At 45.5% G+C, this 25,486-nt stretch carries 25 protein-coding genes; 2 read left to right on the top strand and 23 right to left on the bottom strand.

Annotation, left to right across the window (positions count from 1 at the left end; all coding sequences use genetic code 11):
- Nucleotides 1-9: 9 nt before the first annotated feature.
- Together PQG66_RS05475 and PQG66_RS05470 are read right to left on the bottom strand one after the other, a co-directional pair.
- Complete coding sequence (locus PQG66_RS05475) at nt 10-1,287, bottom strand: ABC transporter substrate-binding protein (RefSeq protein WP_272035928.1); 1,278 nt, start codon at nt 1,285-1,287, stop codon at nt 10-12.
- Between the two features lie 85 nt (nt 1,288-1,372).
- Nucleotides 1,373-2,248 carry an AraC family transcriptional regulator gene (locus PQG66_RS05470; RefSeq protein ID WP_272035926.1) on the bottom strand — a complete coding sequence of 292 codons (876 nt, stop codon included), beginning with the start codon at nt 2,246-2,248 and terminating at the stop codon, nt 1,373-1,375.
- 203 nt (nt 2,249-2,451) lie between these two features.
- Here PQG66_RS05470 and PQG66_RS05465 point away from each other — a divergent pair, with 203 nt between their 5' ends.
- The gene (locus PQG66_RS05465; RefSeq protein ID WP_272035924.1) at nt 2,452-2,877 is read left to right on the top strand and encodes a MaoC family dehydratase; all 426 of its coding nucleotides are present in this window, start codon (nt 2,452-2,454) and stop codon (nt 2,875-2,877) included.
- Between the two features lie 88 nt (nt 2,878-2,965).
- Here the strand turns inward: PQG66_RS05465 and PQG66_RS05460 are convergent, their stop codons facing one another.
- The 16 genes from PQG66_RS05460 to PQG66_RS05385 form a co-directional block, all read right to left on the bottom strand.
- Entirely contained in the window at nt 2,966-4,156 is a 1,191-nt protein-coding gene (locus PQG66_RS05460; RefSeq protein WP_272035922.1) for an aminotransferase-like domain-containing protein, read from the bottom strand.
- A 154-nt stretch (nt 4,157-4,310) separates the two neighbouring features.
- Nucleotides 4,311-5,030: a DUF421 domain-containing protein gene (locus PQG66_RS05455; protein ID WP_334220755.1), complete on the bottom strand. Its 720-nt coding sequence runs from the start codon at nt 5,028-5,030 to the stop codon at nt 4,311-4,313.
- A gap of 143 nt (nt 5,031-5,173) precedes the next feature.
- A complete protein-coding gene (locus tag PQG66_RS05450) occupies nt 5,174-6,313 on the bottom strand; it encodes an NAD(P)/FAD-dependent oxidoreductase (protein WP_272035918.1) in 1,140 nt (379 codons plus the stop codon).
- Nucleotides 6,310-7,038 (bottom strand): SAM-dependent methyltransferase, encoded by a 729-nt coding sequence (locus PQG66_RS05445; protein WP_272035916.1) that lies wholly within the window; start codon nt 7,036-7,038, stop codon nt 6,310-6,312. Before PQG66_RS05445 ends, PQG66_RS05450 begins: the two co-directional genes overlap by 4 nt.
- Complete coding sequence (locus PQG66_RS05440) at nt 7,025-8,179, bottom strand: type III polyketide synthase (RefSeq protein WP_272035914.1); 1,155 nt, start codon at nt 8,177-8,179, stop codon at nt 7,025-7,027. The genes PQG66_RS05445 and PQG66_RS05440 overlap by 14 nt, the downstream gene beginning before the upstream one ends.
- Nucleotides 8,180-8,478: 299 nt before the next feature.
- A complete protein-coding gene (locus PQG66_RS05435; RefSeq protein ID WP_272035912.1) occupies nt 8,479-9,378 on the bottom strand; it encodes an alpha/beta hydrolase in 900 nt (299 codons plus the stop codon).
- Nucleotides 9,379-9,455: 77 nt separating this feature from the next.
- Nucleotides 9,456-9,806, bottom strand: coding sequence for an MmcQ/YjbR family DNA-binding protein (locus PQG66_RS05430; RefSeq protein ID WP_272035911.1), 351 nt, complete (start codon nt 9,804-9,806; stop codon nt 9,456-9,458).
- Nucleotides 9,807-9,945: 139 nt separating this feature from the next.
- Nucleotides 9,946-11,436: a DEAD/DEAH box helicase gene (locus tag PQG66_RS05425; RefSeq protein WP_272035909.1), complete on the bottom strand. Its 1,491-nt coding sequence runs from the start codon at nt 11,434-11,436 to the stop codon at nt 9,946-9,948.
- A 106-nt stretch (nt 11,437-11,542) separates the two neighbouring features.
- A complete protein-coding gene (locus PQG66_RS05420; protein WP_272035907.1) occupies nt 11,543-12,172 on the bottom strand; it encodes a pentapeptide repeat-containing protein in 630 nt (209 codons plus the stop codon).
- A gap of 21 nt (nt 12,173-12,193) precedes the next feature.
- Nucleotides 12,194-12,952, bottom strand: a complete 759-nt coding sequence (locus tag PQG66_RS05415) for a class I SAM-dependent methyltransferase (RefSeq protein WP_272035905.1) — start codon at nt 12,950-12,952, stop codon at nt 12,194-12,196.
- Nucleotides 12,953-13,255: 303 nt separating this feature from the next.
- Nucleotides 13,256-14,350, bottom strand: coding sequence for a threonine aldolase family protein (locus PQG66_RS05410; RefSeq protein ID WP_272035903.1), 1,095 nt, complete (start codon nt 14,348-14,350; stop codon nt 13,256-13,258).
- A complete protein-coding gene (locus tag PQG66_RS05405) occupies nt 14,347-14,808 on the bottom strand; it encodes a MarR family winged helix-turn-helix transcriptional regulator (RefSeq protein ID WP_272035901.1) in 462 nt (153 codons plus the stop codon). Before PQG66_RS05405 ends, PQG66_RS05410 begins: the two co-directional genes overlap by 4 nt.
- A gap of 175 nt (nt 14,809-14,983) precedes the next feature.
- Nucleotides 14,984-16,702 (bottom strand): ABC transporter ATP-binding protein, encoded by a 1,719-nt coding sequence (locus tag PQG66_RS05400; RefSeq protein ID WP_272035898.1) that lies wholly within the window; start codon nt 16,700-16,702, stop codon nt 14,984-14,986.
- Between the two features lie 105 nt (nt 16,703-16,807).
- Nucleotides 16,808-17,098, bottom strand: a complete 291-nt coding sequence (locus tag PQG66_RS05395) for a hypothetical protein (RefSeq protein WP_272035896.1) — start codon at nt 17,096-17,098, stop codon at nt 16,808-16,810.
- A gap of 35 nt (nt 17,099-17,133) precedes the next feature.
- On the bottom strand, nt 17,134-18,267 hold the full coding sequence (locus PQG66_RS05390) for an NAD(P)/FAD-dependent oxidoreductase (RefSeq protein ID WP_272035894.1): 1,134 nt from the start codon (nt 18,265-18,267) through the stop codon (nt 17,134-17,136).
- A 74-nt stretch (nt 18,268-18,341) separates the two neighbouring features.
- The gene (locus PQG66_RS05385) at nt 18,342-19,250 is read right to left on the bottom strand and encodes a LysR family transcriptional regulator (RefSeq protein ID WP_272035890.1); all 909 of its coding nucleotides are present in this window, start codon (nt 19,248-19,250) and stop codon (nt 18,342-18,344) included.
- Between the two features lie 124 nt (nt 19,251-19,374).
- On the opposite strand from PQG66_RS05385, the gene dapA reads away from it, so the two are divergent.
- Nucleotides 19,375-20,244: a 4-hydroxy-tetrahydrodipicolinate synthase gene (gene dapA / locus PQG66_RS05380; RefSeq protein WP_272035884.1), complete on the top strand. Its 870-nt coding sequence runs from the start codon at nt 19,375-19,377 to the stop codon at nt 20,242-20,244.
- Between the two features lie 110 nt (nt 20,245-20,354).
- On the opposite strand, the gene PQG66_RS05375 is transcribed toward dapA, so the two are convergent.
- From PQG66_RS05375 to PQG66_RS05355, 5 genes are all read right to left on the bottom strand, one after another.
- Nucleotides 20,355-20,921: a TetR/AcrR family transcriptional regulator gene (locus PQG66_RS05375; RefSeq protein WP_272035882.1), complete on the bottom strand. Its 567-nt coding sequence runs from the start codon at nt 20,919-20,921 to the stop codon at nt 20,355-20,357.
- Between the two features lie 31 nt (nt 20,922-20,952).
- Nucleotides 20,953-21,558, bottom strand: coding sequence for a pentapeptide repeat-containing protein (locus tag PQG66_RS05370; RefSeq protein WP_272035880.1), 606 nt, complete (start codon nt 21,556-21,558; stop codon nt 20,953-20,955).
- 88 nt (nt 21,559-21,646) lie between these two features.
- Complete coding sequence (locus PQG66_RS05365; protein ID WP_272035878.1) at nt 21,647-22,255, bottom strand: GNAT family N-acetyltransferase; 609 nt, start codon at nt 22,253-22,255, stop codon at nt 21,647-21,649.
- A 237-nt stretch (nt 22,256-22,492) separates the two neighbouring features.
- Nucleotides 22,493-24,523 (bottom strand): S9 family peptidase, encoded by a 2,031-nt coding sequence (locus PQG66_RS05360; protein WP_272035876.1) that lies wholly within the window; start codon nt 24,521-24,523, stop codon nt 22,493-22,495.
- A gap of 23 nt (nt 24,524-24,546) precedes the next feature.
- Complete coding sequence (locus PQG66_RS05355) at nt 24,547-25,476, bottom strand: ABC transporter permease (protein ID WP_272035874.1); 930 nt, start codon at nt 25,474-25,476, stop codon at nt 24,547-24,549.
- Nucleotides 25,477-25,486: the final 10 nt, after the last annotated feature.

Below are 25,486 nucleotides of genomic sequence, written 5' to 3'. Positions count from 1 at the left end.
GTTGTAAACTTACTCTACTTCTAATTCCGGGAACCTTAGACGCACGTCACGTTTAATGCGTTTTACCACATCTTCCTTGGTCTGGATATCACCATTCAGATAGAGCTGTAGCAAGTTTTTGTAAATATCGTTGTTGATAATGCCATCATATTTGGTTCGTTCATACACCGGTACCTGCTTGGCAGCCTCCGAGAAGAACTCAAAGTGTTTTTGCCCTCCCAGATAGTCCGACGTCAGCGAGTCGGCAAGCTGGTCATTCACAACCATGTTGCTCGTGAAATAATCCTGCTCTTTGGCAAGTCCGGTCAGAAACTCGTGATCGAAGTTGTAAAATTCAATGAATTTCCAAGCGGCATCCTTCTGGTCACTCTTGTTATACATCGCAATATAGGTTCCTCCTGAACTGAAGGAGGATGGCCCATGTGCGAGGCCCCATAACCCTTCGGTATCTGGTGCGTTCGCTTTGAACGTAAACTGCAACCCCCAAGTCGCTGCGGGGTAAAACATCACTTCCCCCTTTTGCATTGAGGCCGCATAACCTGCACTTCCATCTTCATACTCGGCAAGCACATGCCGTTCTCGAGCCTCACGTACCAGATCAAGCACCTTCATGTAGGTGGGATCAATGACAAGTTTTCCATCCTTCACCCAAGGAATTCCGTCGTACGAGTTGGATATGCCATTCCAGTTAGCGAGTGCATGTACCTTGTTACCACTTTGTTCTTGTACTTTTTCCCCGATTGCAAAAATTTTCTCCCATGTATCGATCTGAGCACTGACTTTCTCCGGATCATCCGTACCCAGATATTCCTTCGCCAGATCACGGCGATAATAGATGCCTCCAGGCGTACCTTGATAACCGATGGCCCTGACATTCCCCTCACTATCCTTCTCATTCGCCTGCACAAAAGGGTACTGCTCCTGGATTAGCTCGGCGGCGTTATACGGCGGAGGTGATAGATTTTCCAAATATGGCACATCAATGAGTTCCCTTATGTTCGCATTTTCAATCATGAACACATCGGGTGCTTTCGAACTGGTCTGGAGTGCTGATTTGAGCTTGGTGAGGTAAAAGTTGCCCGGGATATTAACGAAGTTCACTTTGATATCTGGATACTTCTCTTCGAATTTCTCAATGGCATAACCTGCCTCATCCGTGAAACTCCAGACCGTGATTTCTTGCTGCTTCCCTTGGTTGGATGCACCTGTCTGGCAGCCCGTCATCAATAATATGGAGCCTGCTAACACCATCATTGGTACAACGATCCGTCTAAATCCTCTCTTCATAAAGTACCCTCCCCAAAAAGGAAACGCTTACAATTTATTTGAGTATAAGAATTTGAACGGAAGCTTTCTCCTCATATATTGTCAATCATCCTTGATATTTTGTGATATCGGAGCGGTGACGTTTGCGAAATTCAGTCGGCGTGCATTGATTATATTTCTTAAAAAGACGATTATACGAGTTCACATTGTTGAACCCATGGCTGATCGCAATCTCCAAAATTGAGTCCTGACGAAAGAGCAACGCCCACTCCGACTTGATAATGCGAAAATGATTCAAATATTCCATCAATGTGATCCCCTTGATCTCTTTAAACAGTTTGCAAATATGGAATTTGCTGAATTTCATGTGCTCTGCTACCTGTTCCAGCTTGATCGATTCAGCATAATGGTCTTCCAAAAACTCACAGACCGATTCAAGAAACTCGAACTTTTTGGAAGATACACATGGCCAACTTGGCTTGGCATCCTTCTCTGAAACCGGAGGTGCTGTACGCAGTAGCAGAACGATCAGATCATATAACCGAGATACCATGAGCCAGCGGTAACCGGGTTTCTGGTTTTTTTTCTCAGCAGCAATGGCCTCAACGTAAGGTGTTGGATTATTCACACTACTGAATGGAATGATCATGGATTGATTGAACAGTCTCCCCATTTCCTGCATTTCAGCTTCACTTGCGAAGCTCCCTGTAAGCAATTCAAGCCGAAACAGCAGAATCGTCAACCGTTCGGTCCCCGGCATGAAATAGTGCACATCCCCCGGCTTGATCAGAATCATATCCCCTTGCTGTAGATCAAACATCTGCTCATTGACACCGATCCGCGCATGCTGTCCATTCACAACAACAAGTTCAACCTCATCATGCCAATGTGCAGCATAATCGAACTGTGCACCTGTATAGATTAACCGGATCGGAAAACCGTCGGCCATATGACCTGTTTCCAGAAAAGTAGGTACGCCCATATGATTCGCCTCCTCATATTTACCACACAGCCCAGCCCTGCCTCTTGTATCTATATCTTATGCCAGTATGCATTCTTCCTTTTCTCATATTCTATCTAATCTGGAAGCAAACATCCAAATCCGTATTTCTCGTCCGTTAGAGACATTGGATCAAACATGTTAATATAAGCTAAGGAAATTCAATGAAATCGGAGTGGTTGGATATGAGATTTAGCGATTTTAAAATAGGACAACGTTACGAAACTAAGTCAGCCGTGTTAACAAGGGACGACATCATTCGGTTTGCCGAAGTATACGATCCGCAGTATATGCATCTCGACGAGGAGAAAGCGAAACAAGGACGTTTCGGAGGGCTAATCGCATCCGGAATGCAGACATTGAATATTTCATTCAAACTGTGGATCGATGTGGGCGTCTATGGTGACCATATGATCGCTGGAACAGGTATCAATCATATTCAATTTATGAAACCTGTCTACCCGGGGGACGAGCTTCGCGTCGTCGCTGAAGTCACCGAGCTTCGTCCGCGTCGAACGGGAAACGGTACGGTGACCGTGCTGCTCAGCACCTATAATCAAAAGGGCCAGAACGTACTTCGGGCAGAGCTGAGTGCACTGGTTGATAATTAGACCTGGAGACGATATAGATTTAGACGTTATAGGATTATAAGAAAAAGCCGCCCATAGGGCGGCTTTACATTTGATTTATTATCTATTGTTACGAGAACGAGCTTCTTAACACTTGTCCAAGTATTTCCACACCTTTGGTGATCTGCTCATCGGATGGTGTCGAGAAGTTCAATCGAATCGCATTACAAGGGTCTTGTTCATTCACGAGGAACGCATTCCCCGGTACCACAGCTACACCTTGAGCAGCAGCCGTCTTGGCATACTCCACCATCGGAACGTGAACAGGCAGATCACACCACAAGAATAATCCGCCATCAGGACGAGTATAGGTCACAGTGTCGCCCAGATGTTCCTGCATCTTGTCCATCATCAATGTAGCCTTTCTTCGATAAACCTCACGAATGTGATTGATATGTCCCGCATAATCATATTCAGTCATAAAGCGATGAGCCAGAATCTGCGGAAGCATCGCAGTATGTACGTCTTCCCCCTGTTTAGCGACAACCATCTTCTCCACGACTTCATGGGGAGCCTGTACATATCCCACACGCAAACCAGCAGACAAAATTTTAGAAAACGAACCGACATAGATAACCAGTCCATCTTCATCCAGGGATTTAATGGTAGGCACATCCTGTCCACTGAATCGAAGTTCGCCATAAGGATTGTCCTCCAGAATCATTACTCCATACTTTTTTGCCAACGCATAGATCGCTTGGCGTTTCTCCAAACTGGTCGTAGCACCGGTTGGGTTCTGGAAGCTCGGAATGACATAGATCATTTTGACGTTCGGCTCGGTTTGCAGCGCGTGCTCAAGCTTCTCTATATTCATACCGTCCATCTCCATCGGTACTCCTGCAAGCTTCGCACCCGAAGCCCGGAAGGAATTCAAGGAACCGATAAAGCTTGGACTTTCGCAGATAATTGTATCTCCCTCATTACAGAGTACTTTACAAGCCAGCTCAATCCCTTGTTGCGCTCCGGACACAATAAAGAGCTGGTCGGACGGCTTACCTGTATTAAAATTTTGTTTAAGGTGCTGCTGAAGCGCTTCGCGAAGGGGTAGGTACCCTTCCGTGATGCCATATTGCAGTGCGGTAACCGGGTCTTGCTCCAGAATGGATTGGGTGAAGGTACGAATCGCTTCAATCGGGAATGTTTCTGGCGCGGGATTGCCCGCGGAGAATGGGATTACATTTTGACCTGATGAAGCTTTCAGTATTTCACGAATGATCGACGGCTGCAGTGATGCAATCCGGTTGGAAAAGGTATAATTCATCTTCAATAACATCCTCTCGGCATCTAATCTATCTGAACTCTATCTCCAATGATACATTAGATTCTATTATACGAGTAATTCTCGATTTGCCAAAGAGACGACTGCAATGTTTACATATTTCTATTGAAAATTGTATTCATATTCTTGCACGATTTTATTCTACGTCAATCGGATGTTGCAGTTGATCCGTATAATAATCGATGTACAGCTTACCATTGCTCCCTAGAACGGCATAGAACACATCACTAACTTGCTTTCGATGAGACGAGAGCTGTTTCAATAACTGATCCTCAGAACCGTGATTTAAACGTATATTTTCTTTCAACAGCTGACCATCCATAATCATTTCGATAGGCAAACGCTCTTTTGGTTGATCCTCTTTACTGATATCTTGCATCGTTACCGTTCGGAATGGCTTTTTCTTCATAACTGAAATTTGACCATTCACCTCAAGCAAAGCGTATTCTACTTCATTAATATCAAAAACATCCTTTTGTCTAAGTGCTTGGTTAAGTGAATCTAAGGTCATTTTATTCTTCTTCAAATTCCCCTCTAGAACTTTGCCACCCTCTATTAATACCGTAGGTGAACCCTCCGCTAGCAGACGCACCTTTCTGCTTTTTAGATTCCATTTCGATAACAAATAAGAAGTTCCAGTAAAAACAACAAGTGAGATTAAGAGATGTATCACTTCCATTTTTTCATTAAATGCCAAATTCGCAGCGATTGCCCCCATAATTACAGCCGTTACGAATTCATGAAAGTTCATATTAGATAAGGTTTGTTTTCCAAGTATTCTCGTGATGATGAGTAGCAATAAAAATGCAGAAATACTTCGGACTAAAATAATGAAATGATCAATCAAGCCGAGCACCCTTTCATTTCAAAATAGATTTTAATTCTCTAAAAGTATGTACATGTTAGATTAAAAATATGATGCAGGAACAAGATATTCAGTGGAGCCAGCTTGATATCCATGCCGCCATAAACAAAACAAAAAAGCTGCCACAGGCAGCTTTATCTCATTTCAGACAGTCTCGTAGCCTTAACAACATAGTTGGCTAACCCGGGGAACATTCGAGCCAGAGCCGGATAGAAACGGTTGGTCTTGGCAAAAGCAAGATTTTGAATGGTCCTCGCTCTTCGCAGTAACTGAGCAAATTCACGATGAGCCTCGAGCGTGTACTCACTTTGCCAAGTAGCATAGTCTATCTCCCCCTTAAGGTAAACGTCTGTCCATCGCGCGCAGAGGATCGAAGAGCGTAGTGCAATGCTCATCCCGTCTCCACATAGGGGCGGAATCACCATCATCGCGTCTCCAATATGCGGATAGTCAGACCAAGGCTCTGGAAGATTTGAAAGTTGTAGCGGCGCAACTGATACTTGGGTTCCCTCAACAGCCTCTCCTTCTGCTATACGGGCCGCAAGATTCGGGTTGCTCATGGCTGCTGCCTGCAAAATTTCTGTCACCGATTTGCCGCTTCCCTGCACGGAATCCAGAGTTAGTAGCGCCGCAACATTAACCGTTTCATTCTCAATTGGGGAGATTCCAACATATCCGCCATCGCAAAAATATAACTCCACCCTGGCCGGTATGTCGATACCTTTGTAATGAGATTTCACACCGACATATATAGTCTCATCTCGAAGACCTTCCTCACTGCTGGTTCCTCGCAGCTTTTTACTACCGTTCGCCCCGATGACCGCTTTGGCTTGGTAACGTGTACGCTCGTTGCCCTGCTTGACCTCAACTTCATAATCCTGACTCTCAAGCTGCTGGATAGATATAATGGTCGCTTTCGTCATAATTTCGGCTCCAACTGCACGCGCTTGCTGATGCAGCTGTTGATCCAGCTCGTACCGACTGATCCCGTATGCGAACCCAGGCAAAGGTGCTTCAATCTTTCCCCCATCTGGCATCGTAATTCTCGCATGATCCATACTACTAGGCATCTTCTCCATCTCTAGCAGATGAATGCTCAGATGTTCTAGCATCTCCTTCGTCTCAGGTGACATGAACTCTCCGCATGTTTTATGACGCGGAAACTGCTGTCGATCCAGTAACAGCGTGCGATGTCCCTGCCGAGCCAGTTCGATTGCACTACTACAGCCCGCTATGCCTGCCCCGATGATGATTACATCTACTTGTTTCGTCACGATATTACACCTCTCTTTTGAGGAATCACCACAGAATAGCGGAATAATGGTCTCCACTCATAGGTCATCGTGTCGTGGTTCAATCGCTGTTTGAGATCTAGCCAATCTTGATCTGTGAATCCCTTCGCTACAGACAACGGCCCATCATGACGAATGTAACGGTTACGCGAAATGAGTCTAGTCGTAATCCATACCGCCTTGTAAGACACGGTGTGACGGTGAATATCGTTAATGACTACCCCATATCGGGAAGCCCGCAGCATATGGTTAACCATGTCGACAAGCTGATCTCCTTCGAAGTGATGGATAAACTGTGAGCCTGTCACAATATCTGCCGCAGCATCGGGCAGTGCGGTTAGATCGGAACATTGTACTCGAACACGCGGTTCGTCTTGGAATAGCTGTCGGGCCTCTTCACAAGCTTCTTCCGTCAGATCGACCAGCGTAATTTGCATATCAATTCCTTGTTTCTTCGCCCATTGCAACAGCTTTTGATTCACATCTCCCGAACCGGCGCCAACATCCAGAATGGTCAGCCTACCGGGGCTGCCCATGGAGTTCCATAACTTCTCTACACCAGACACAGTCGGGCCAGGCGCAGCAAATATTTTATTTAACCTTCGCAAGTGCCGAAGTGCTTCACGTAATTCTTCTCCACCCATCGAGAAGTCATCCATTAATTCATCTTCCTTGGCACGAATGCCTAATCTTCTAAAGAAGGACATGATCCTGCTCCTCCATCAACGATGTGACAGCCGGGACATAAGTGAATTTCATTAATTCAGCCGTAAGTCCGGGACCAAAAGCCATTGCTATACCTTCCGTAGACAACTCTTCTCGTATTTTCATGTCCTCACGCATCGCCTGAAGCACAAACAAAATCGTATTGGATGACAGATTGCCATAATCTTTTAAAATATCCCTGCTGTATTTCGTTTGCTCTGGTCTCAAGTGCATGACTTCCTGGACAGAATCAACAATGCCTCGACCGCCAGGGTGTATCGCCCATAGTTCAGGAGGCGCTTCATTATGCAACAATAAACCGAGCTCTTCTTCGAGATGTACCCCCAGCAGCTTCGGAATTCGGGGAGATAGATATAGATCATAGCCGTAATCGGATACTTTCCACGTCATATCCGCTGTCGAATCCGGCAGCAGGACTGAATATCCAGTTCCCAGACTCAAGTAGTCTCTATGCCCGATCTCAGGCATGCCCACGATGGATGCAGAAGCTGCATCTCCAAAGAACGATGCCGCAAACAGCGCCTCCCGATCCTGTACAGGCTGGAAGTGAAGTGTGCATAGTTCCACGCATACGATCAACACTTGGGAGCTTGGAGCACCTTGCACGACATCACGTGCCATCTGGATTGCTTTTAATCCAGCTGCGCAGCCTTGAAAAATGAGCGGTAAGCGATTAACACGAGCAGATAGCCCCATATGTTGTATTAACTGTACATCAAGTCCTGGCAAATACTGCCCGGTACAACTGACCGTTATTAAGTGTGTAATTGCCTCAGGTGAGATCTGCGCGTCGCGCATCGCTTCCTCGGCTGCTTGAATCGCCAGGGGCAGCGCTTCCCGCTGGTATGTATCCATTCTCTCCTTAGTCGTCGGGATATCAGACTGTTCACCCGAAGGGATATAACGACATTCTTCCAATGGGCCAAGATAACTCGGTTCTACGGTATATCTTGTCTCTACACCACAGGATCTGAAAATACGTTTGGCAAAACGGGCAAGATCCGGTCGATCATGCAGTGAAGCAGCAATCAGGCCTGCAATTTCGGGCTGAGCTACTCGATGTGCAGGGAGAGCAGTTCCCATGCCAAGGATCGCAATATCACTCGGGTTGTTTGGATTCATAGTAACCTCCTGAATTTGGTTTTAATCACCTGTAATTAACACCTTTTACCCCTAATGAACAAGTTGTAATCCCTTTTTGATATTGGTCCATATAATAGCTACTCCATGTTCGCTCCTCGGTTGTATATTTTATTAAGTTGACTGTGGACTCAGAAGTCCCCTCTGCGGTACTTTATGAATTTAGATTGAAAAAAAAATCGCTCTCGCTGCATATTGCTTGTTATCCATACTAAAAAAGCCACCTAAAGGTGGCTTCAACATACGCATTCCATTTCATCCCATGAAATGATCAATCCATATCAAACGTCTGCTCGACTAAATACATCCCTCAACGTATCACTCATCAGATACCATGCATCTTCAGCCATCTGAATATCGCCATGATGTGTAAAACCGTGAACAGCGCCCTCGTACTCTTTATGAGTTACCTTTACACCGCCTGCTTCCAGCTTCGATGCGTAGTTACGTGCTTCTTGGGCAAGAGAATCTCTCTCTGCAGTTATAATCAGAGCTTCCGGCAGATGGGAAAACGAATTCGCGAGTACAGGAGAAGCTAGTGGGTTAACAGCATCCTCCGTTTTCGTTAGATACATAGCATTAAACGTCCTTGCAACATCTGCTGGAATGGCTTCCGGAAAATCAGGCTTCTCTCCCGGATCTGTAGCCAGATCCAGTACAGCATAATCAATGATCTGAAGTAAGATTGGGAACTCATCTCCACGCTCACGATTGAGCAAACATACGGCTGCAGCCAAATTACCTCCTGCACTATGACCACCAATAGCAAGTAAAGATGCATTTGCTGAGATCTGAGCTGCATTAGCATGCACCCATTTCACCACGTCGTAACACTCCAAGACGGCCGTTGGGAATTTATGTTCCGGGGCTAGCTTGTAATCGATATTAACAACAATACATCCAGCACGACCTGCAATTAAACGACACCAGGCGTCGTCTCCATCGGCTTGTCCTAATACAAATCCTCCGCCATGCATGTTGAAGAAAATAGGAAATGTTGAACGTTCTGCGTTTTCCTGACCTGGCGTGTAGATCAGCACCCGTGTTTCTCCAGCGGAAGTAGGAATCATGAATTCTTTAACTTTTACATCATATGTATGACTTGGTTGAAGGCTCTGATCATTTCCCGAGCTATGCTGACGCATCTGTTGAACCATGGCAATCTGCTGCTGTAGATCCATTCCATTCACTCCTTCGTCTTTGTTCTACACCTCGCAACCTGAGGCAACCTGAGGTTACTCAAAAGGCTTCTTTTACCCTATTCGACTAGCGTCTCCTGAATCCTTTTCGGTAGCTTCTGCACCACCATGTCATAGGAGTGATCAATCATGGCATAAAGGTCTTCATGGGATAAGGAGTCATCCAGCATCACGGTATTCCAATGCTTCTTGTTCATATGGTAACCTGGCTTGACAGCCTCATGCTGCTCTTTCAGATTCTCCGCAATGATTGGGTCACACTTCAGATTCAAACGCCTGTTCTCTCCATTTCCTTCAAACAAAAGGGCAAACATTTTGTCCGCCACCTTAATCACGGTCGTCTCCGGTCCGAATGGATATTCCTTAACCGCTCCTTTTTTAGCAAGACAATAATTGATCACCGTCTCCATCCCACTACCTCCCCCTTTAAAATTGAATCATATATCTTCCATTTTAATCGAATGTATGTTTGCCTGTAAATGCGACTTATTTATCTATAAAAAAAGCCTCCCCCGTATATCCATCGGAGAAGGCTTGCAGTATTTTGGTTTATCGATTGTTTAATTTATAATTTGTGTTGCTGTGATCCGCTTTACGTGCAGTCCCCGATGACTGCTTACCTTTAGCTTGAGGTCGATCACTTCGTGAGAAACGTGAACCACTCGTCGAACGTTCTTCCGAATCACTTCGGGATGCCGTTTTATCCCGTTTAGCAAACCATTCGGACTTGGGCTTGCGTGCTGGATTAGATTTGGATTTAGCTGGTTTATTCGCATTCGTGCGATTATATCCAGATGAACTGTCGGAAGTTCTGGACGTCGGTTTGGTCCGTTTCTTTTGGCTCGTTTGATTCATTGGAGTGTATACAGGAGCATGGGTCATTGGATACGGATGATCCTTGACCTCTGGAATGGATTTCTTAATGACTTTCTCAATGTCTTTCAGGAACGGAAGCTCATCTTTCTCACAGAATGAGATTGCCATTCCACTTTTCCCCGCTCGGCCTGTCCGTCCAATACGGTGAACGTATGTCTCTGGAATATTTGGCAGATTGAAATTAATGACATGCGTCAATTCTTCCACATCAATACCTCTAGCCGCAATGTCGGTAGCAACCAGAACACGAGTAGCACCGCTTTTAAAATTGTTCAACGCCCGCTGACGTTCGTTCTGCGATTTGTTGCCATGAATGGCCTGGGCCGTCACATTGATTTTGGCCAAGTCTCGCGTAACCCGGTCTGCTCCGCGTTTCGTACGGGTAAACACCAATGCAGTAGCAATGGACTTATCCTGCAAAATGTCATTCAACATACTCTGTTTCTTGCCTTGTTCTAACAAATATACAGATTGTTTAATGCGGTCTACCGTTGAAGATACCGGCGTAATCTCCACTTTAACCGGGTTCACTAACAACGTTTGCACCATCTTCACAATCTCTGGTGGCATCGTTGCTGAGAAGAACAATGTCTGTTTTTTGTTTGGCATCTTGGCAATGATCCGTTTCACATCGTGGATAAATCCCATATCCAGCATACGGTCCGCTTCATCAAGAACAAGAATCTCCACGAGGCTCAGATCGATTTGCTTCTGATTCACCAGATCCATTAAGCGCCCAGGCGTAGCGATGATAATATCTGCTCCTTGTTGCAACGCACGCTCCTGCACTCGTTGAGATACGCCGCCCACAATCGCAACGGAGCGAATGTCGGTGTATCTGCTATACATTTTAATATTGTCGGATATTTGAATGGCGAGCTCCCGAGTAGGGGACAAAATAAGTGAGCGAATCGCACGGACGGACTTGCCCTTTGGATGTGTTGAAGTCCCTTGTTTACTTCGGCCCCCTTCACTCAACAACTGAATAATGGGTACCGAAAACGCAGCGGTCTTCCCTGTTCCGGTCTGAGCACAACCGAGTAAATCTCGGCCTGCAAGCACTGCTGGTATAGACTGCTCCTGAATCGGAGTCGGCTTCGTGTAATTAGCTTTTTTTAATCCTTCCAGAATCGGAGGGATGATGTTTAATTCCTGAAATGTCATGTTATCTCCTTCATTTACGCACTTCTCTACATAAAACGAATCTTTATGTCACACGTAACAGTTAAGGATAACATTAAAAATGAGTTCTGTATATCATTTTTGAACGTTATTTAATGATAAGTCCCATTAACCCGGCAAATGTTGCAGCTTGATGCGGCGCAATCACACATCCGGTCAGATCCTCTAGTGTAAGATTAAGAGTATCGAATTCACAATCACTAAGATCCAACCCCCTCATTGCTGTTCCGGTGAACGTGACCTGATCCAGATTGCATGCGTTGAATCCAATCTTCTGTAATTTCAGATAGGCGAAGTCTGCACCAATCAAGCTACATTCAGCGTATTGGACCTGTTTGAGATGGGCAAAACGGAAATTGCTATAGTCACCTATACTCTGCACAACACTTACATTCTGCCATCGGCTCCCGGAAAAGTCCGCACCGACCAATTTACAGTTCTTCCATTCCGTTCGATGCATAAACGTATCTTGCAGATTCACATTGGAAAAGTCACAGTGCTCGAACTTGACATCTGTGAATTCACAATGTTCAAGGGATGATTCCAGAAGAGTAACGTGGCGGAATACGACTCGTTCAAACGATGCCTTTCTTACTTCTTGCAGATCCAGCGTAACATTTTCAAACAGCCTGTCTTTGTATTCTGCTTTTGATTCTAGTGCATATATCGGTTCCGATTCGAGCAAGTGTTCGAACCGTTTGGGTTTCTCTATCTTCATGTCAGCCTCCTTATAGGCTAATTAAACTTTGATTGCAACAACTCGCAGTCTGGAAATATCCAAGTGCCACTGTCCTTCAAGGCAGAGCTGGGGTTCTACTTTCTTTTCGACAACTTCCATAATATTCTCCTGCTCATCAGCCTCAATATCCCGAAACAGATGATGTGCAAAGCTGCAGAGCCACTTACGTACCCCTTGTTTCAACGGTCTAAGGCTATCCGTCTGCTGTATAAATAACACTTGGAATTCATGCTGTTCCAACAAACCTGCAAACTCTCCAACACTGGGATGATACCACGGATTACGTCCCTCCCATGTGTATCCTCGCACAACGAGCTCCTCCCGAACCGCATCAAGTAAGATTTTGGTATTACCTTTGCCCGCAAATTCCGTGACGAGACGCCCTCCTTGCTTTAATGCTAATTGCATAGTCTTCACAACAGCAGGAGCATCAGCCATCCAGTGTAATGCAGCATGAGAAAATATAGCGTCATATCGTTCCTGTGTCCGATAACAAGCAGCATCTGCAATCTGTACATCCAGTTCCGGATATTTGGCTTTGGCTTGAGCTATGCTCTCTTCTGAAAGATCAATGCCTGTGGTAAGAGCTCCGGTTGCTGCAATCTGTGCCGTTAATACACCATTACCGCATCCTACATCCAGGATTCGCTCTCCTGGAGATGGTTGAAGGAAGGACAATAGCGGTATGGGCGGTGTACCAAGTAAAGAATGCACGTTCTGGCTATAAGAATGGGGTTGTGAAAAGGCTGATTTATTCATTGAAAAGGAATCTTGTTCCATGTTGTATAACATCTCTCCTTCACATTAAGGATATAAGGTATCTCTAATAACCTATATCAGTGTAAGAAAAATGTCAATGTTCTCTCCATTGATCGAATGTTTCATATCTTCAGCACCTCATCTGGGAGCAACCTAAACCGAAAACAAAAAGAAGCGCTGTACAGAATAAATTGACATTCATCTGTAGCGCACCTCTATTCACTGATCCGCGGCATAATTACCCCTATCAAACAATTACAACCTCAGCCACATACTTAAATAATCATAAAATAGTCTTAACCTCTATACCATCGCCGCTGTTTGTAATTCGGCAAACGGTTCTACCTGAACCACGTTCTCTTGTATCATCCTTACAATATCGCGAGTCAGAGCGTCCACATTTTCACTGCGTGTCGCCCAACTGGTACAGAAGCGAACGGCACTACGAGACTCATCCACCTTTTCCCAAAATGTAAACGTATAGTGTTCACGCAGCTGTTCCAGCAAGGAATTCGGCAGAATCGGGAACTGCTGATTAGTCGGAGAATCATAGAGGAATTCCACACCATGCTGCTCAAGGGAGTCATGGATTTTTAGTGCCATATCCACGGCATGACGGGAAATCTCCAGATACAAACCATCTTCAAACAACGTTTCAAACTGGATACCCAGCAATCTGCCCTTAGCTAACAGGCCGCCTTTTTGCTTGATTATATAACGGAAATCCCGTTTCAGCGCATCATTCAAAATGACAACTGCCTCACCCATCAGCGCGCCAATTTTGGTTCCACCAATGTAAAAGACATCACACATGCGTGCAAGATCACGCATCGTCATATCACAATCTTTGGATGCAAGAGCGTAGCCAAGACGTGCTCCATCGATAAAAAATGGCAAACCGTAAGCTTGGCTTATCGCATACAATGCCTCAAGTTCAGCTTTGCTGTACATCGTACCATTCTCGGTTGGTTGAGATATGTATACCATGCCAGGTTGAACGCTATGCTCCGGTGACGATTCCTTGGCATGCGCATCACAGACAGCTTTCACTTGCTCAGCGGTAATTTTGCCATCCAGGCTCGGTACGGTCAGCACCTTATGCCCAGTCGACTCGATCGCCCCTGTCTCATGAACGGCAATATGACCGGATACCGCCGCGATGACGCCTTGATGTGGTCGAAGAATGGACGCAATCACCGTTGTGTTGGTCTGCGTACCACCCACTAGAAAATGTACATCCGCCTCTTCGTTCCCACAGGCCTGCCGGATCAGCATACGAGCACGCTCACAGTGAGTGTCTGTACCATAACCACTGGTTTGCTCCATATTGGTCTCTAACAACCGTTGCAATATCCGCTCGTGTGCACCTTCGTTATAATCACATTCAAATCGTATCATCGTGCCCTCTCTCCTGCCTTCTTGGTCAGCTTTTCTTGGATGTTCATCATGGAGGCATAGACCTCTTGAATTTCTTCTTCACTCAAGTTTTGCATTAATTTCAAAATCTGTTGATCAGATCGATCATTCAGTTCCGCAAACAGTTCCTGTCCTTTATCCGTCAGACGAATCAGGCTAACCCGGCTGTCTTCCGTGGAATCTACCTTATTGAGCAGTCCTTCCTTCGTTAGCTTGTTCACGATCCGGCTCATATAACTGCGATCAATGGTAAGGGTATCGACCAGATTGTTCGCAATACTTTCACCACGCATTCCAATTTCGATCACAACTCGTACTTCGGCAAATGAATACCCTGTCCCGAGAATATGTTTATCAAGCACCCCGAGAATATTCGTATAAAAACGGTTAAAGCGCCGCATGTCTGCTAAAACTTCCGGTTGAATATGCTGAGAGTTCATCAGTTAAAGTTAACCTCCCTTTTAGTGGACATTGTCAACATTATATTAATGAGGATTGTGGACACTGTCAACATTATTCTTCCATATGATGTTTATAACGATACGTTCATTGAATAGCAAAAAGCCGCGCATTGCGCGGCTTTACTAATTGAGCATTTTGATGTTCCTGCTAATCCTAGGAGTGATTATGTTGAACTTGATGCAGGCGACTGTAGATGCCTCCAGCAGCAACCAGTTCTTCATGGTTGCCTTGTTCAGCTATACCATCGGTATTCACAACTATAATGCGATCTGCATTTTTAATTGTGGTCAGCCGGTGTGCAATGACGAGCGTTGTTCTGCCGACTGACAATTCGGCAAGAGATTGCTGAATGAGCGCTTCCGTTTCTGTATCTAACGCAGAAGTGGCCTCATCCAGAATCAAAATCGGAGGATTTTTGAGGAACATGCGTGCAATGGACAACCGTTGTTTTTGCCCGCCAGATAGCTTAACCCCACGTTCTCCAATGATGGTATCCATTCCCTCCGGCAAGCTCTTAATCAGCTCCTCCAATGAGGCACGACGAGCTGCCTCCCAGATCTGATCCTCTGTAGCTGTTAGATCACCGTAGGCGATATTCTCCTTGATTGTACCCGAGAATAGGAACACATCCTGCTGCACGATTCCGATCTGTTTACGCAGTGATTGCAGCTTAATGTCACGAATATCGACACCATCAACTGTGATACGCCCTTCCTCAACTTCATAAAACCGCGGCAGCAAGCTGCATATCGTCGTTTTACCTGCTCCGGAAGGACCAACAAATGCAACCGTTTCGCCAGGACGAATCGACAAGCTAATGTTATTTAGGATGCGACGGCTTGACTCATAGCCGAATGAGACATTCTCGAAGCGGATGTCCCCCTTCACCTCACGTAACTCAACCGCATCTTTGCGATCTGCAATCTCAGGTTCCGTGTCAATGATCTCAAGATACCGTTTGAACCCAGCAATTCCCTTCGGATAGCTCTCAATCACCGCATTAATCTTCTCGATTGGTCGGAAGAAAATATTAGACAAGAGCAGGAAAGCCATGAAATCCCCCATGTTAATTCTGCCGTCGATGTAGAACCATGCTCCGCTGATCATCACAAATACGGTGACCAGACGCATCATCATATAACTGACTGAGATGCTTTTGGCCATCGTTTTATACGCAAGCAGTTTGGTTAGACGGAAATTTGCGTTATCTACGGCAAACAGCTTTTTCTCATGCTCCTCGTTGGCAAATGACTGCACAACACGCATACCACCTACGTTATCTTCAATACGCGCATTGAAGTTACCCACATCGCCGAACAATCGCCGATATGTCTTGGTCATGCGACCACCGAATACAATAATAACCCACGCCATAATCGGAATGATAATAAACGTCAGCAAAGCCAGCTCCAGATTAATGTTAGCCATCAGCCAGAATGATCCAATTAGCGTCATCACTGCGATGAACACATCCTCCGGCCCATGGTGAGCTACTTCACCAATATCATTGAGATCATTCGTGAGATGACCGATCAGATGGCCTGTTTTGCGATTATCAAAAAACCGGAATGAAAGCTTCTGCAGGTGGGCGAACATTTTTTCACGCATATTGGTTTCAATGTTAATTCCCAGCATATGTCCCCAGTATGTAACGACGTAGTTTAACACGGTATTAAGTGCATAGATGGACAACAGCACAATACACGCGAGTAGAATAAGCGGCCAGTCCTGACCAGGCAGCAGTTCATTAATGAACTTGCTAACGGCAAGCGGGAATGCCAGTTCCAATAAACCGGCAAACACAGCACAGCCGAAATCGATGAGAAACAATTTTTTATACGGTCGGTAGTACGAAAAAAAACGACGAAGCATTTCGATTCACGCTCACTCTCCACTTTCATATTCAATTGTACAGTGCATACCATTCTATATAGTCTTCCAGAACATGTAAAGTCATTTTCGTTTATCTAAATATTCCTAATCTACAAGTTCATCAAGGGCGGCCTCTAACTCATCCAGTTGTCTTGTAAGTGAACTCACTTGAGTTTGCGTATCCTTTAGCTTTTTTGAAATGGACTGTTCGTCTCCAGTCTCTGCGCCTTCTTTTCCTTCTCCCACGCCAGACTGAATACGTCTCCATTCTTGTTCATATTGCTTCAGTTGATCTACAGCCGCACTCCGCTCTTCTTTTATTTGCTCAATCTGCTGTTCCAGGTACAACAGATCGGACAGGCTTGCTCCGCCTGACATACGCTGAGAATACGTCATTTGCTCACCTCTTTATACAACTTCTATGCTTATTTTTATTCTTCCTTCAACTCAATTGCTTTACTTACGTCGTATGCATCCATATTGATATCCGGCTCTATATCCATCGCCAGTTTGGCAAGCTGACTGCCGATGTACGGTCCCATCGTTAGACCGGAAGCTCCCAAACCATTGGCTGTAATCAGACCGGACCATCCAGGCACCGTTCCCATAACCGGCAGAAATCCAGGTGTGAACGGACGAAAACCAACCCTTACCTCATCAAGAGTACTGTTAGCAAGCTCAGGAGCCAGCTCCAATCCTTTGTTCAACACCTCCTGCATACCTCCGGCAGTAATTCGTGTATCATAACCCTCAACATCATTTTCATGGGTTGCCCCAATGACCATCTTCTGTTCTGCAAAGGCGAGTAGATACTGGTCTGTAGGCGGCATAATGACGGGCCAATGACCTGTATTTTGTTGATGAGAAATTCGTAAATGAATAATCTGAGCCTTCTGATAATGAACTTTAAAATGAATGCCAAGTGGCTCCATCAATTCATTTGCCCAAGCACCTGCACACACCACAACCATATCGGCCCCGTAACGCTCTGAATTTACTTCAACGCCCGTCACCTGTTCGTCCTCACAGAGCAGCCGAGCTTCGCCCTCCAAAAGCCTAGCACCCTGCCGCTGTGCAGAACGAATCAACGCATCACGGAGTGCTCTTCCATCCACACGGGCAGCGCCACTAACATGTACAGATGAGTAACCTTCCCGAAGGATCGGAAAACGTTCCCGTGTTTCTTTTTCATCCAGCCATGTAATGTTGCCCATCTCTGGTGCATCTTCTCTACGCAACTTGGCTCGTTCGACCAACTTATTCAATTTGTCATGATCGGTATGAATACTGAGTGCGCCCGTCTGCGCATACCCAGTCTCCGTCTCCCCATCACGTTCCAATTCAGCAATAAGGCCAGGATAATAACGCGCTCCCGCCTTAGCCAGCTGATACCAGTCCTGATTCCGGCGCTGGGACAACCATGGGCAGATAATACCAGCCGCCGCATCAGTTGCCTGCCCCGTATCTTTCCGGTCAACAAGCAATACTTCAGCACCTGATTTGGCTAAATGATAGGCGGTAGATGCCCCTAATATGCCTGCTCCGATGACGATAACTTTTTTCATGCCAATATTCCTTTCATTCATAAAACTCTTAATATCTATTACTTTATATTGAAAAAATAACTCACATAAGCTGCTTAGCTTTCTGCCTCTACAGGTAGCCAATCTGATTCTTTGGCCCCCAGATTAATAATGAATTGTCTTAACGCATGAGAGATCCATTTCCGAGCATGAATTACAAGCTGAATCTCCATTGTGAAATCAGTATGAACCAAAGGCAGTACGGTAAGCTCCTGTCTCTGAATCTCGTCCATCGCAATCATCTGTGGCAATAGCGAGATACCTGGGCCAGCCATAATACTTCGCTTAATTGCCTCAGGACTCCCTAGCTCCAATGCTACTTTATAAGGAATTCCATTCTTTCTGAGTATCTTTTCCAGTAGTTGTCTGTAATTACACGAATCCTCTGGCATGATCCATTCTTCATTCGCAAGATGATTCAATGTGACCTCGGATTGAGCCGCAAGGGGATGGTCTGAATTCACAATGAGTACCAGTGGTTCCTCCCGAATGGTGATCCACTGTAATCCCGAATCAGACGAAGCATTGGCTAGAATCAGGCCGACATCCGCCTCTCCCTCTCTAACTTTTTGTAAAATCAGATCTTCACGATCAGTCTGCAGTCGTATACTAAGCTCAGGATATTGTGTGCGTGTGGTTTGAATAGGTGCTGGCAGATAATATGAGGCAAGTGAATCCATCGTAGCGATGGTTAGTGAACCCCCACCCTGCTTGGTCAGCTTCTCCTGTGAATGTTCAAATATCTCCAGTATCTGTCCGGAAAGCTTGTATAACTCTTCCCCCGCTGAAGTCAGCCTAATTTTGTTGTTATTATATCGTTCGAATAATTTGACTTGATAGATTTTTTCCAGTTTTTGAATCTGGGTTGTCACACTGGACTGTGCGTAGCCAAGCTCTTCGGCCGCCTTGGTAAAGCTTTGCCTCAAAGCAACCTCACGAAAGGTTTGAAAATAATTCAAATCCATATCTATTCCCTCACGTCATCGAAATTATTGATAAGACCCATCATCTATTATAGCTAACTATGATACCTTTTCCTATGGTAAAGTGAATGTAATGGAATTCCAACATACATATGGGGGTCATACAATGTTAACCGAACAACAGGTTCATGGTATCTATATACCTGTAATCACACCTTTTACCAAGGAGCGCGAACTCGATCTTCCTTCGTTCCGCAATTACATCAAAGTTATGGCAGAGAGCGGTATTCATGGCTTGGTGATTAATGGCACGACAGGAGAATCACCTACCGTGACATGGGACGAAGTGGAACAGCTTGTGAAGGCCGCGAAGGAAACACTGAGCAGCATCAATTCCTCCGTACCTATTGTGGTTGGCACTGGAACCAATGATACTGCTTCAACCGTGAAAAGAACCAAGATGGCCGCAGACCTCGGCGCTGATGCGGTTCTTGTCGTAACTCCATACTATAATAGACCTACCGAAGCCGGCATTTATGAACACTTCCGTATGGCCGCTGAAGTAGGCGTACCTGTAATGGTATATGAAATCCCAGCACGTACTGGCGTGAAGGTTTCCATAGAGATGATGAAAAAAATCATGAACCTGGACGGTGTTATTGGTCTTAAGGACAGCACAAACGACCTTGAACTGATGACTGAATTGGTACGCACCGGCTCCAAGCCGATTTTGTGCGGAGATGATACATTCTTCTATGATATGTTAACGAAAGGCGCGACCGGCGGTATGATGGCATCTGCTGGAGTGAGTCCGAAGCGTTTCCTCGAGGTGTATACCCGTTTTGTTGCCGGCGAAAAAGAAGAGGCTTACCAGATCTATACGGAGTTACTGCCGTTTATTCGACATCTATTTGAGGAGCCTGCTCCGGCAATGTTAAAACATCTGCTTGCTAAAGAAGGTATTATCTCTTCGGACCAGTTGCGGTTGCCTTTGATGCCAGCATCGGAACAGCTAATAGCAAAGTTTGCACTATAAATAAAACGCACAAATTATCGTAACATCATTCATCGGAATATCAAAAAGCCGCAGTTTCTTCTGCGGCTTTTGTTATGCACTTCTTTTTCCACACACATCTCTTATTTAGATTATTTCGCAACAAAACCATGATAGAATGTTTCTACGACAAGGGCGGGAGCAGCTTTCTGGGCGATATTGCCACGGATCACTTGCTGCCATGTCAGAAAGAGGACCGAATACAGCACTTCCACAATCCACGTTGTCTCCACATCGGATCGAAAGAATCCTTTCTTTTGGAGCACGCCAATGGCGTTCAGCACGGGTTCCCTCAGCTTCTGGTCTGCTCCTTCAATCTCGGCGTTATAATGGACGGTAGTATCATGAGCCAGAAAATAAATTTTGTCCCCCAAAGGTATGAGTGCTTCAATCAGATCGGGGATATATTGCTCAACACGACTCTCATCCAGCTTAATATGCTCCAACGTCTCATCAACAACCTCGATGGCTCGCATAGCTAGATGAATCATGAGCTGTTCACGGCTTTCCACATATCTATGTAACGTTGCGATGCCAATGTTAGCAGCCTCAGCTATGTCATTCATAGACGCATTTGGCTTGTCTATAAGCAGCTTCGTTGCTTCATCTAATATCGTGTTCATTCGGTTCTGCTTGAAGGTTAATTTTTCTGTTTTCATAGTAAGAACTACACCTCACTCTTGCTCCAAATTAATCGACCTTCGCTCCAAGTGAGCGGGCTATAAGAACTGCCTGTTCACGATCAATGCGTACCTTTTTGAAATCCAATGATTTTAGATCAATTCCTTCCAAAATGGCCCCTCGCAAGTCGGCACCCTCGAGCTTCACCCGGCTCATGGATACTCTGGTGAGGTCACAATCACGCAAGTCTGCTTTGGTCAGATCACATTCACTGAGATCGGCTTCGAAGAAACGAATCCCTCGCAAATCCTGTTTTCCCAGCCGAGTATGTCTCAGATTGGTATAAGACCAGTCTCCTTTTACAAGTGAAACTCCGTCCATCTGGGCACCCGCGAAATCAGATCCTGTCATTTTACAAGCTGTGAATTTAGAGGCGAATAAGTTCGCTCCGCCAAACATGCAATTTTCAAACGCTGACTCCGTGTGCATCGATCCGTTCATCAATGCGCCCTTGAAATCACATTCTATAAAACGACAATGGCTCGTCTCGATTTCTTCCATAGAAGCATTCATGAATGTACATTGCCTGAATACACAGCTCGTCAATTCACCATAGCGCAGATCGCGTCCTTCAAAATGAACGGCTTCATATTCTTGATCCCTGTATTGATACATAGTACACCTCGTTTGGGTTAAGTGGTACATTTACCGATTTAAAAAACAACGCTGATTCTACTATACCATAACGACTTCTATAGAAGTTTTACAATAGGTTTTTGCACATTCTGTACATCGATACAGCAGGTTTTCTGATTTCTCCGACCTTTCTATATCCCAGACGTTCATACAGTTTAATTGCACCTGCATTCTCTTGCTTGACTGTTAATGATGACTTCGCGAACCCTTGCAGGATAGCCTGCTTCTCGGCATGCAGGATCAACTTCGTACCCAACCCAAGCCCTCTGCTTTCCGGTAGCGTAGCAATCGTTCCAATATGATATTCATCCAGTTCTCCTTCTTTTAAAGTCACCATGGTATAGAACTCTTTCCAGTTACGCAGGTTGTATCCGATCAGCTTCCATTGGTGAAGCTTAAATAGTTGCGAGAACGTAGGCAGCGCCAGCTTATTCATCAGTCTTGTTGGATAACACATTATCATTCCCAATGTAATACCATCCTGCACGGCTTCGTAGGCATATTCGTGACTAAATCGATTGTTACGAGCTCGCCAGAGTTTTTGAAACGTTCTATTAATTACTGCGGGTTCTTTGGATCCAGCCAGAGAGAATTTCATGTAATCAAGTGCCATTTCGGTTAGTCTTCCTCCAACAGTAGTGTGGGGGCTTGCTTTTACAATAGATACTGCGCTCATAACCTCACTCCTTACAATGTGATTTGAATCTGATCTACTATCTGGGGTATAAAAATGGTGCTCAATACAACTCTTTTGATAGTCCAAATTGTATTTTTGATAGATAATACTATCACATGAATAAACTATATATCATCCTATTAAGAAATTCAAATTCTTCAACTTCCTTTACATAAACCAAAAATGCAAAAAAACCGCTGCAATAGCGGTTTTCTGGATGTTGGGTATGGTGACAGACTATAAATACTGCTTGAACCATGTGTTCACCTGTTCGAAGCTATCAACACGCAGTGACGGTTTGCCACTTTTGAGCAAAGAATGGTTCGAGCCAGGATAGCGAATCAGCTTGGTTGTTTTACCATAACGCTTCAGCGTAGTATACAACTCTTCCGCTTGCGCAATCGGCGTCCGAAAATCCTGCTCTCCGTGCATGATCAGCAGCGGGGTATCGATCTTATGCGCATGGGCAAGCGGTGAACGAGACCACAGAAATTCTGCGTGCTCCGCTGGATTGCCCCCAACTACACCTTCTACGTACGATATACCAATATCACTCGTGCCATACATAGACAACCAGTTGGAAATACAACGCTGTGTCACAGCTGCCCGGAAGCGATTGGAATGAGCAACAATCCAGTTCGTCATTACCCCGCCATAACTTCCGCCCGCAACACCCAAGCGGGATTCATCCAGTATCGAATAGGAGGCCAGGACATAATCTACAGCTTCCATTAAATCTCGATAATCCCCACCACCAAAATCACCTCGACAAGCTTGAGCAAACTCCTGCCCATATCCCATACTTCCCCGAGGATTAACCCACAATACCGCATAACCCTCTGCGATAAGTGTCTGTATCTCATGACTATAAGACCCGGAGTACATGGCGTGAGGACCACCATGAATCTGTAAAATCAGCGGCAATCTCTCTTCCGAGGAAATATCCGGCATAGCCAACCACCCGTGAATCAGACGTCCGTCCGAAGAGGAGAACTGAATTCTTTTAGGTACGTTCACAATCCGCTTATTCATAAACTCATCATTCCGGCGCGTAAGTCTGGACATAGTACGGCTTCCCATCTCAACAATGTATAACTCCCCTGGATGCGTGTCGGTCAGAGCAGCAACGACCAGCGTTTTCTCGTCTGCGGATAACGTATACTGATACACATCTTTTTCTCCCGCTGGTGTGATAGCCTCACAGCTCCCGTCCGACTGAATCTGGTATACATCGACACTTCCATGATGCGTGCCCAGAACGTACACCCCCTGCTGCGGGAATGAACGGCTAATTACAGGTGAAGGCGAAGCACTGGCCGACTTCATGTCTCCCAGTGCAGCATTGCCGATCTGCATGTCTAGTTCCGGTGCGAATAGCCTGGGCATCCCCCGCTGAGCGGGAATGGTATACAGTCGATGATGACTTCCACTGCCAAATTTGCGATCACTTGCAATGAGGATCAGCTGTTTGCCGTCAGGAGTGAACGAGAACTGGCCAATCTGAAGGCTGGAATCCGTAATTTTGACAGGTTCTGCTTCCCCCTTCTCCTCAATATGCACCATATATACATCTGTGTGATATTGAAGATCCGGGTCCATACCCTCTTCTTTTGCTTGTTTGGAGATAAATGCAAGCTTCAGGCTATCCGGTGACCAAACCGGTGTCGTAATATTCCATAATTCAGGCGTCATCTGTGTGATCTGTCCACTATGAAACTCGTAAAGGAAAAGATGGCTGTATTGACCATCCCACCACCCTGAACCTTCTTCCTTGGGCGTAGTCCGTTCATACACCTTTCCACGTAATACAGCTGTTGACAGAGCTGCTAGTTCAGTACTTTCTGTACTTGGCTTCTCATCGTTCAAGCATTCATCTGTGTTGAGCTGAACTTTACTGGTAAAGGCAATATATTTCCCATCGGGTGACCAGATATAACTTATGATCTTGTATTCAGGAGATATGAGCATGGTCGGTTCCGCGCCCTCCGTCTGAAGAGACCAAAGTCCTCTTCCAGCCTGCGTGGAGCGTATAAACGTCAGCTCGTTTCCGTCCGGCGACCATGCAGGGGAGGAATCTTTTGTTCCATGGGTCAGCGCTACATCCTCTGTACCATCGAGCGAGATTCCACGAATCTGAGTGTTATATTCGTTCTTCACCTGATCTATTGTCTGTTCCACATATGCAACCTGACCTTTTGCACTGATCACAGGTTGACTGATCCAGCGATAGTGAACCAAATCCTCTGGAATAATCCGACTTTTTTTCATTAAACTCTATCTCCCTTCCGCTCTTATTTATGAGTCGTTTCTGTACGAGGATCAAGGACATCCCTGAGCCAATCCCCTAGGAAAATAACCCCCAGTACGGTAAATGTAATTGCAAGTCCGGGGAATGTAGCGACCCACCAGCTTGTTGCTACATACTGTCGTCCGTCACTCAACATACCACCCCAAGATACATCTGGAGGTTTGATTCCTAGTCCCAGGAAACTCAGTGAAGCTTCCATAATGATCGTTGTACCTACATTCATACCGCATATGACAATAAAAGAGGAAAGGATGTTCGGTAGAATATGTTTCAGAATTAACCGATTGTTCTTAGCACCGATAGACTTGGCGGCAAATACGAAATCTCGTTCTTTAAGGCTGAGCACCTCACTTCGGACTACACGTGTGAATGGAACCCAATTCGTTACACCGATAACAAAGATCAGAGTTGTCAGACCTGGGCCAACAATAGCCATCACCACTAACATAAACAGAATGGTCGGAATAGCCAAGAATGCATCACCTACACGCATAATAACAGCATCCAGCCATTTTCCGTAAAATCCCGAGATCAAGCCCAGAATCGCTCCCAGAATTCCCGAGACTATCACGGCCCCCATACCGACAATCAACGATACACGAGCGCCATATACGATACGGCTCCACATATCTCTACCCAGATTGTCGGTACCTAGCCAGTATTCAGCTGTTCCACCTTCAAGCCATACAGGCGGTTTAAGACGGTTCAGCGGATTCACCGCAGCTGGGTCATGACTTGTTAGCAGAGGTGCGGCTATAGCAATCAGCGAAACAATACATACAATCACAGCACCAAGCAGCCCGGTTTTGCTGTGGATTAGTTGCTGCCATATAGAACGAATTCCGGCAAGCGTGTGTTTCTCGTTGTTTCCCTGTTTCTGATCCAGGACCGATATGTCATTGCTGTCTCTCATAGATCGCACC

The sequence above is a fragment of the Paenibacillus sp. JJ-100 genome (genome assembly GCF_948329825.1).
GTDB lineage: Bacteria > Bacillota > Bacilli > Paenibacillales > Paenibacillaceae > Paenibacillus.
This window is presented reverse-complemented; position numbering and strand designations above follow the sequence as displayed.

Excerpts from the sequence above, each read along its gene's own strand:
- PQG66_RS05370 (WP_272035880.1), bottom strand. The coding sequence starts at position 21,558 with ATGTATCAATACAGGGATCAAGAATATGAAGCCGTTCATTTTGAAGGA.
- PQG66_RS05375 (WP_272035882.1), bottom strand. The coding sequence starts at position 20,921 with ATGAAAACAGAAAAATTAACCTTCAAGCAGAACCGAATGAACACGATA.
- PQG66_RS05390 (WP_272035894.1), bottom strand. The coding sequence starts at position 18,267 with ATGAAAAAAGTTATCGTCATCGGAGCAGGCATATTAGGGGCATCTACC.
- PQG66_RS05420 (WP_272035907.1), bottom strand. The coding sequence starts at position 12,172 with ATGAAGATAGAGAAACCCAAACGGTTCGAACACTTGCTCGAATCGGAA.
- PQG66_RS05395 (WP_272035896.1), bottom strand. The coding sequence starts at position 17,098 with ATGACGTATTCTCAGCGTATGTCAGGCGGAGCAAGCCTGTCCGATCTG.
- PQG66_RS05460 (WP_272035922.1), bottom strand. The coding sequence starts at position 4,156 with ATGAATTATACCTTTTCCAACCGGATTGCATCACTGCAGCCGTCGATC.
- PQG66_RS05440 (WP_272035914.1), bottom strand. The coding sequence starts at position 8,179 with ATGAATCCAAACAACCCGAGTGATATTGCGATCCTTGGCATGGGAACT.
- PQG66_RS05410 (WP_272035903.1), bottom strand. The coding sequence starts at position 14,350 with ATGATACGATTTGAATGTGATTATAACGAAGGTGCACACGAGCGGATA.
- PQG66_RS05435 (WP_272035912.1), bottom strand. The coding sequence starts at position 9,378 with ATGGATCTACAGCAGCAGATTGCCATGGTTCAACAGATGCGTCAGCAT.
- PQG66_RS05355 (WP_272035874.1), bottom strand. The coding sequence starts at position 25,476 with ATGAGAGACAGCAATGACATATCGGTCCTGGATCAGAAACAGGGAAAC.
- PQG66_RS05465 (WP_272035924.1), top strand. The coding sequence starts at position 2,452 with ATGAGATTTAGCGATTTTAAAATAGGACAACGTTACGAAACTAAGTCA.
- PQG66_RS05475 (WP_272035928.1), bottom strand. The coding sequence starts at position 1,287 with ATGAAGAGAGGATTTAGACGGATCGTTGTACCAATGATGGTGTTAGCA.
- PQG66_RS05445 (WP_272035916.1), bottom strand. The coding sequence starts at position 7,038 with ATGTCCTTCTTTAGAAGATTAGGCATTCGTGCCAAGGAAGATGAATTA.
- PQG66_RS05405 (WP_272035901.1), bottom strand. The coding sequence starts at position 14,808 with ATGAACTCTCAGCATATTCAACCGGAAGTTTTAGCAGACATGCGGCGC.
- dapA (WP_272035884.1), top strand. The coding sequence starts at position 19,375 with ATGTTAACCGAACAACAGGTTCATGGTATCTATATACCTGTAATCACA.
- PQG66_RS05360 (WP_272035876.1), bottom strand. The coding sequence starts at position 24,523 with ATGAAAAAAAGTCGGATTATTCCAGAGGATTTGGTTCACTATCGCTGG.
- PQG66_RS05425 (WP_272035909.1), bottom strand. The coding sequence starts at position 11,436 with ATGACATTTCAGGAATTAAACATCATCCCTCCGATTCTGGAAGGATTA.
- PQG66_RS05365 (WP_272035878.1), bottom strand. The coding sequence starts at position 22,255 with ATGAGCGCAGTATCTATTGTAAAAGCAAGCCCCCACACTACTGTTGGA.
- PQG66_RS05400 (WP_272035898.1), bottom strand. The coding sequence starts at position 16,702 with ATGCTTCGTCGTTTTTTTTCGTACTACCGACCGTATAAAAAATTGTTT.
- PQG66_RS05415 (WP_272035905.1), bottom strand. The coding sequence starts at position 12,952 with ATGAATAAATCAGCCTTTTCACAACCCCATTCTTATAGCCAGAACGTG.
- PQG66_RS05470 (WP_272035926.1), bottom strand. The coding sequence starts at position 2,248 with ATGGGCGTACCTACTTTTCTGGAAACAGGTCATATGGCCGACGGTTTT.
- PQG66_RS05430 (WP_272035911.1), bottom strand. The coding sequence starts at position 9,806 with ATGGAGACGGTGATCAATTATTGTCTTGCTAAAAAAGGAGCGGTTAAG.
- PQG66_RS05385 (WP_272035890.1), bottom strand. The coding sequence starts at position 19,250 with ATGGATTTGAATTATTTTCAAACCTTTCGTGAGGTTGCTTTGAGGCAA.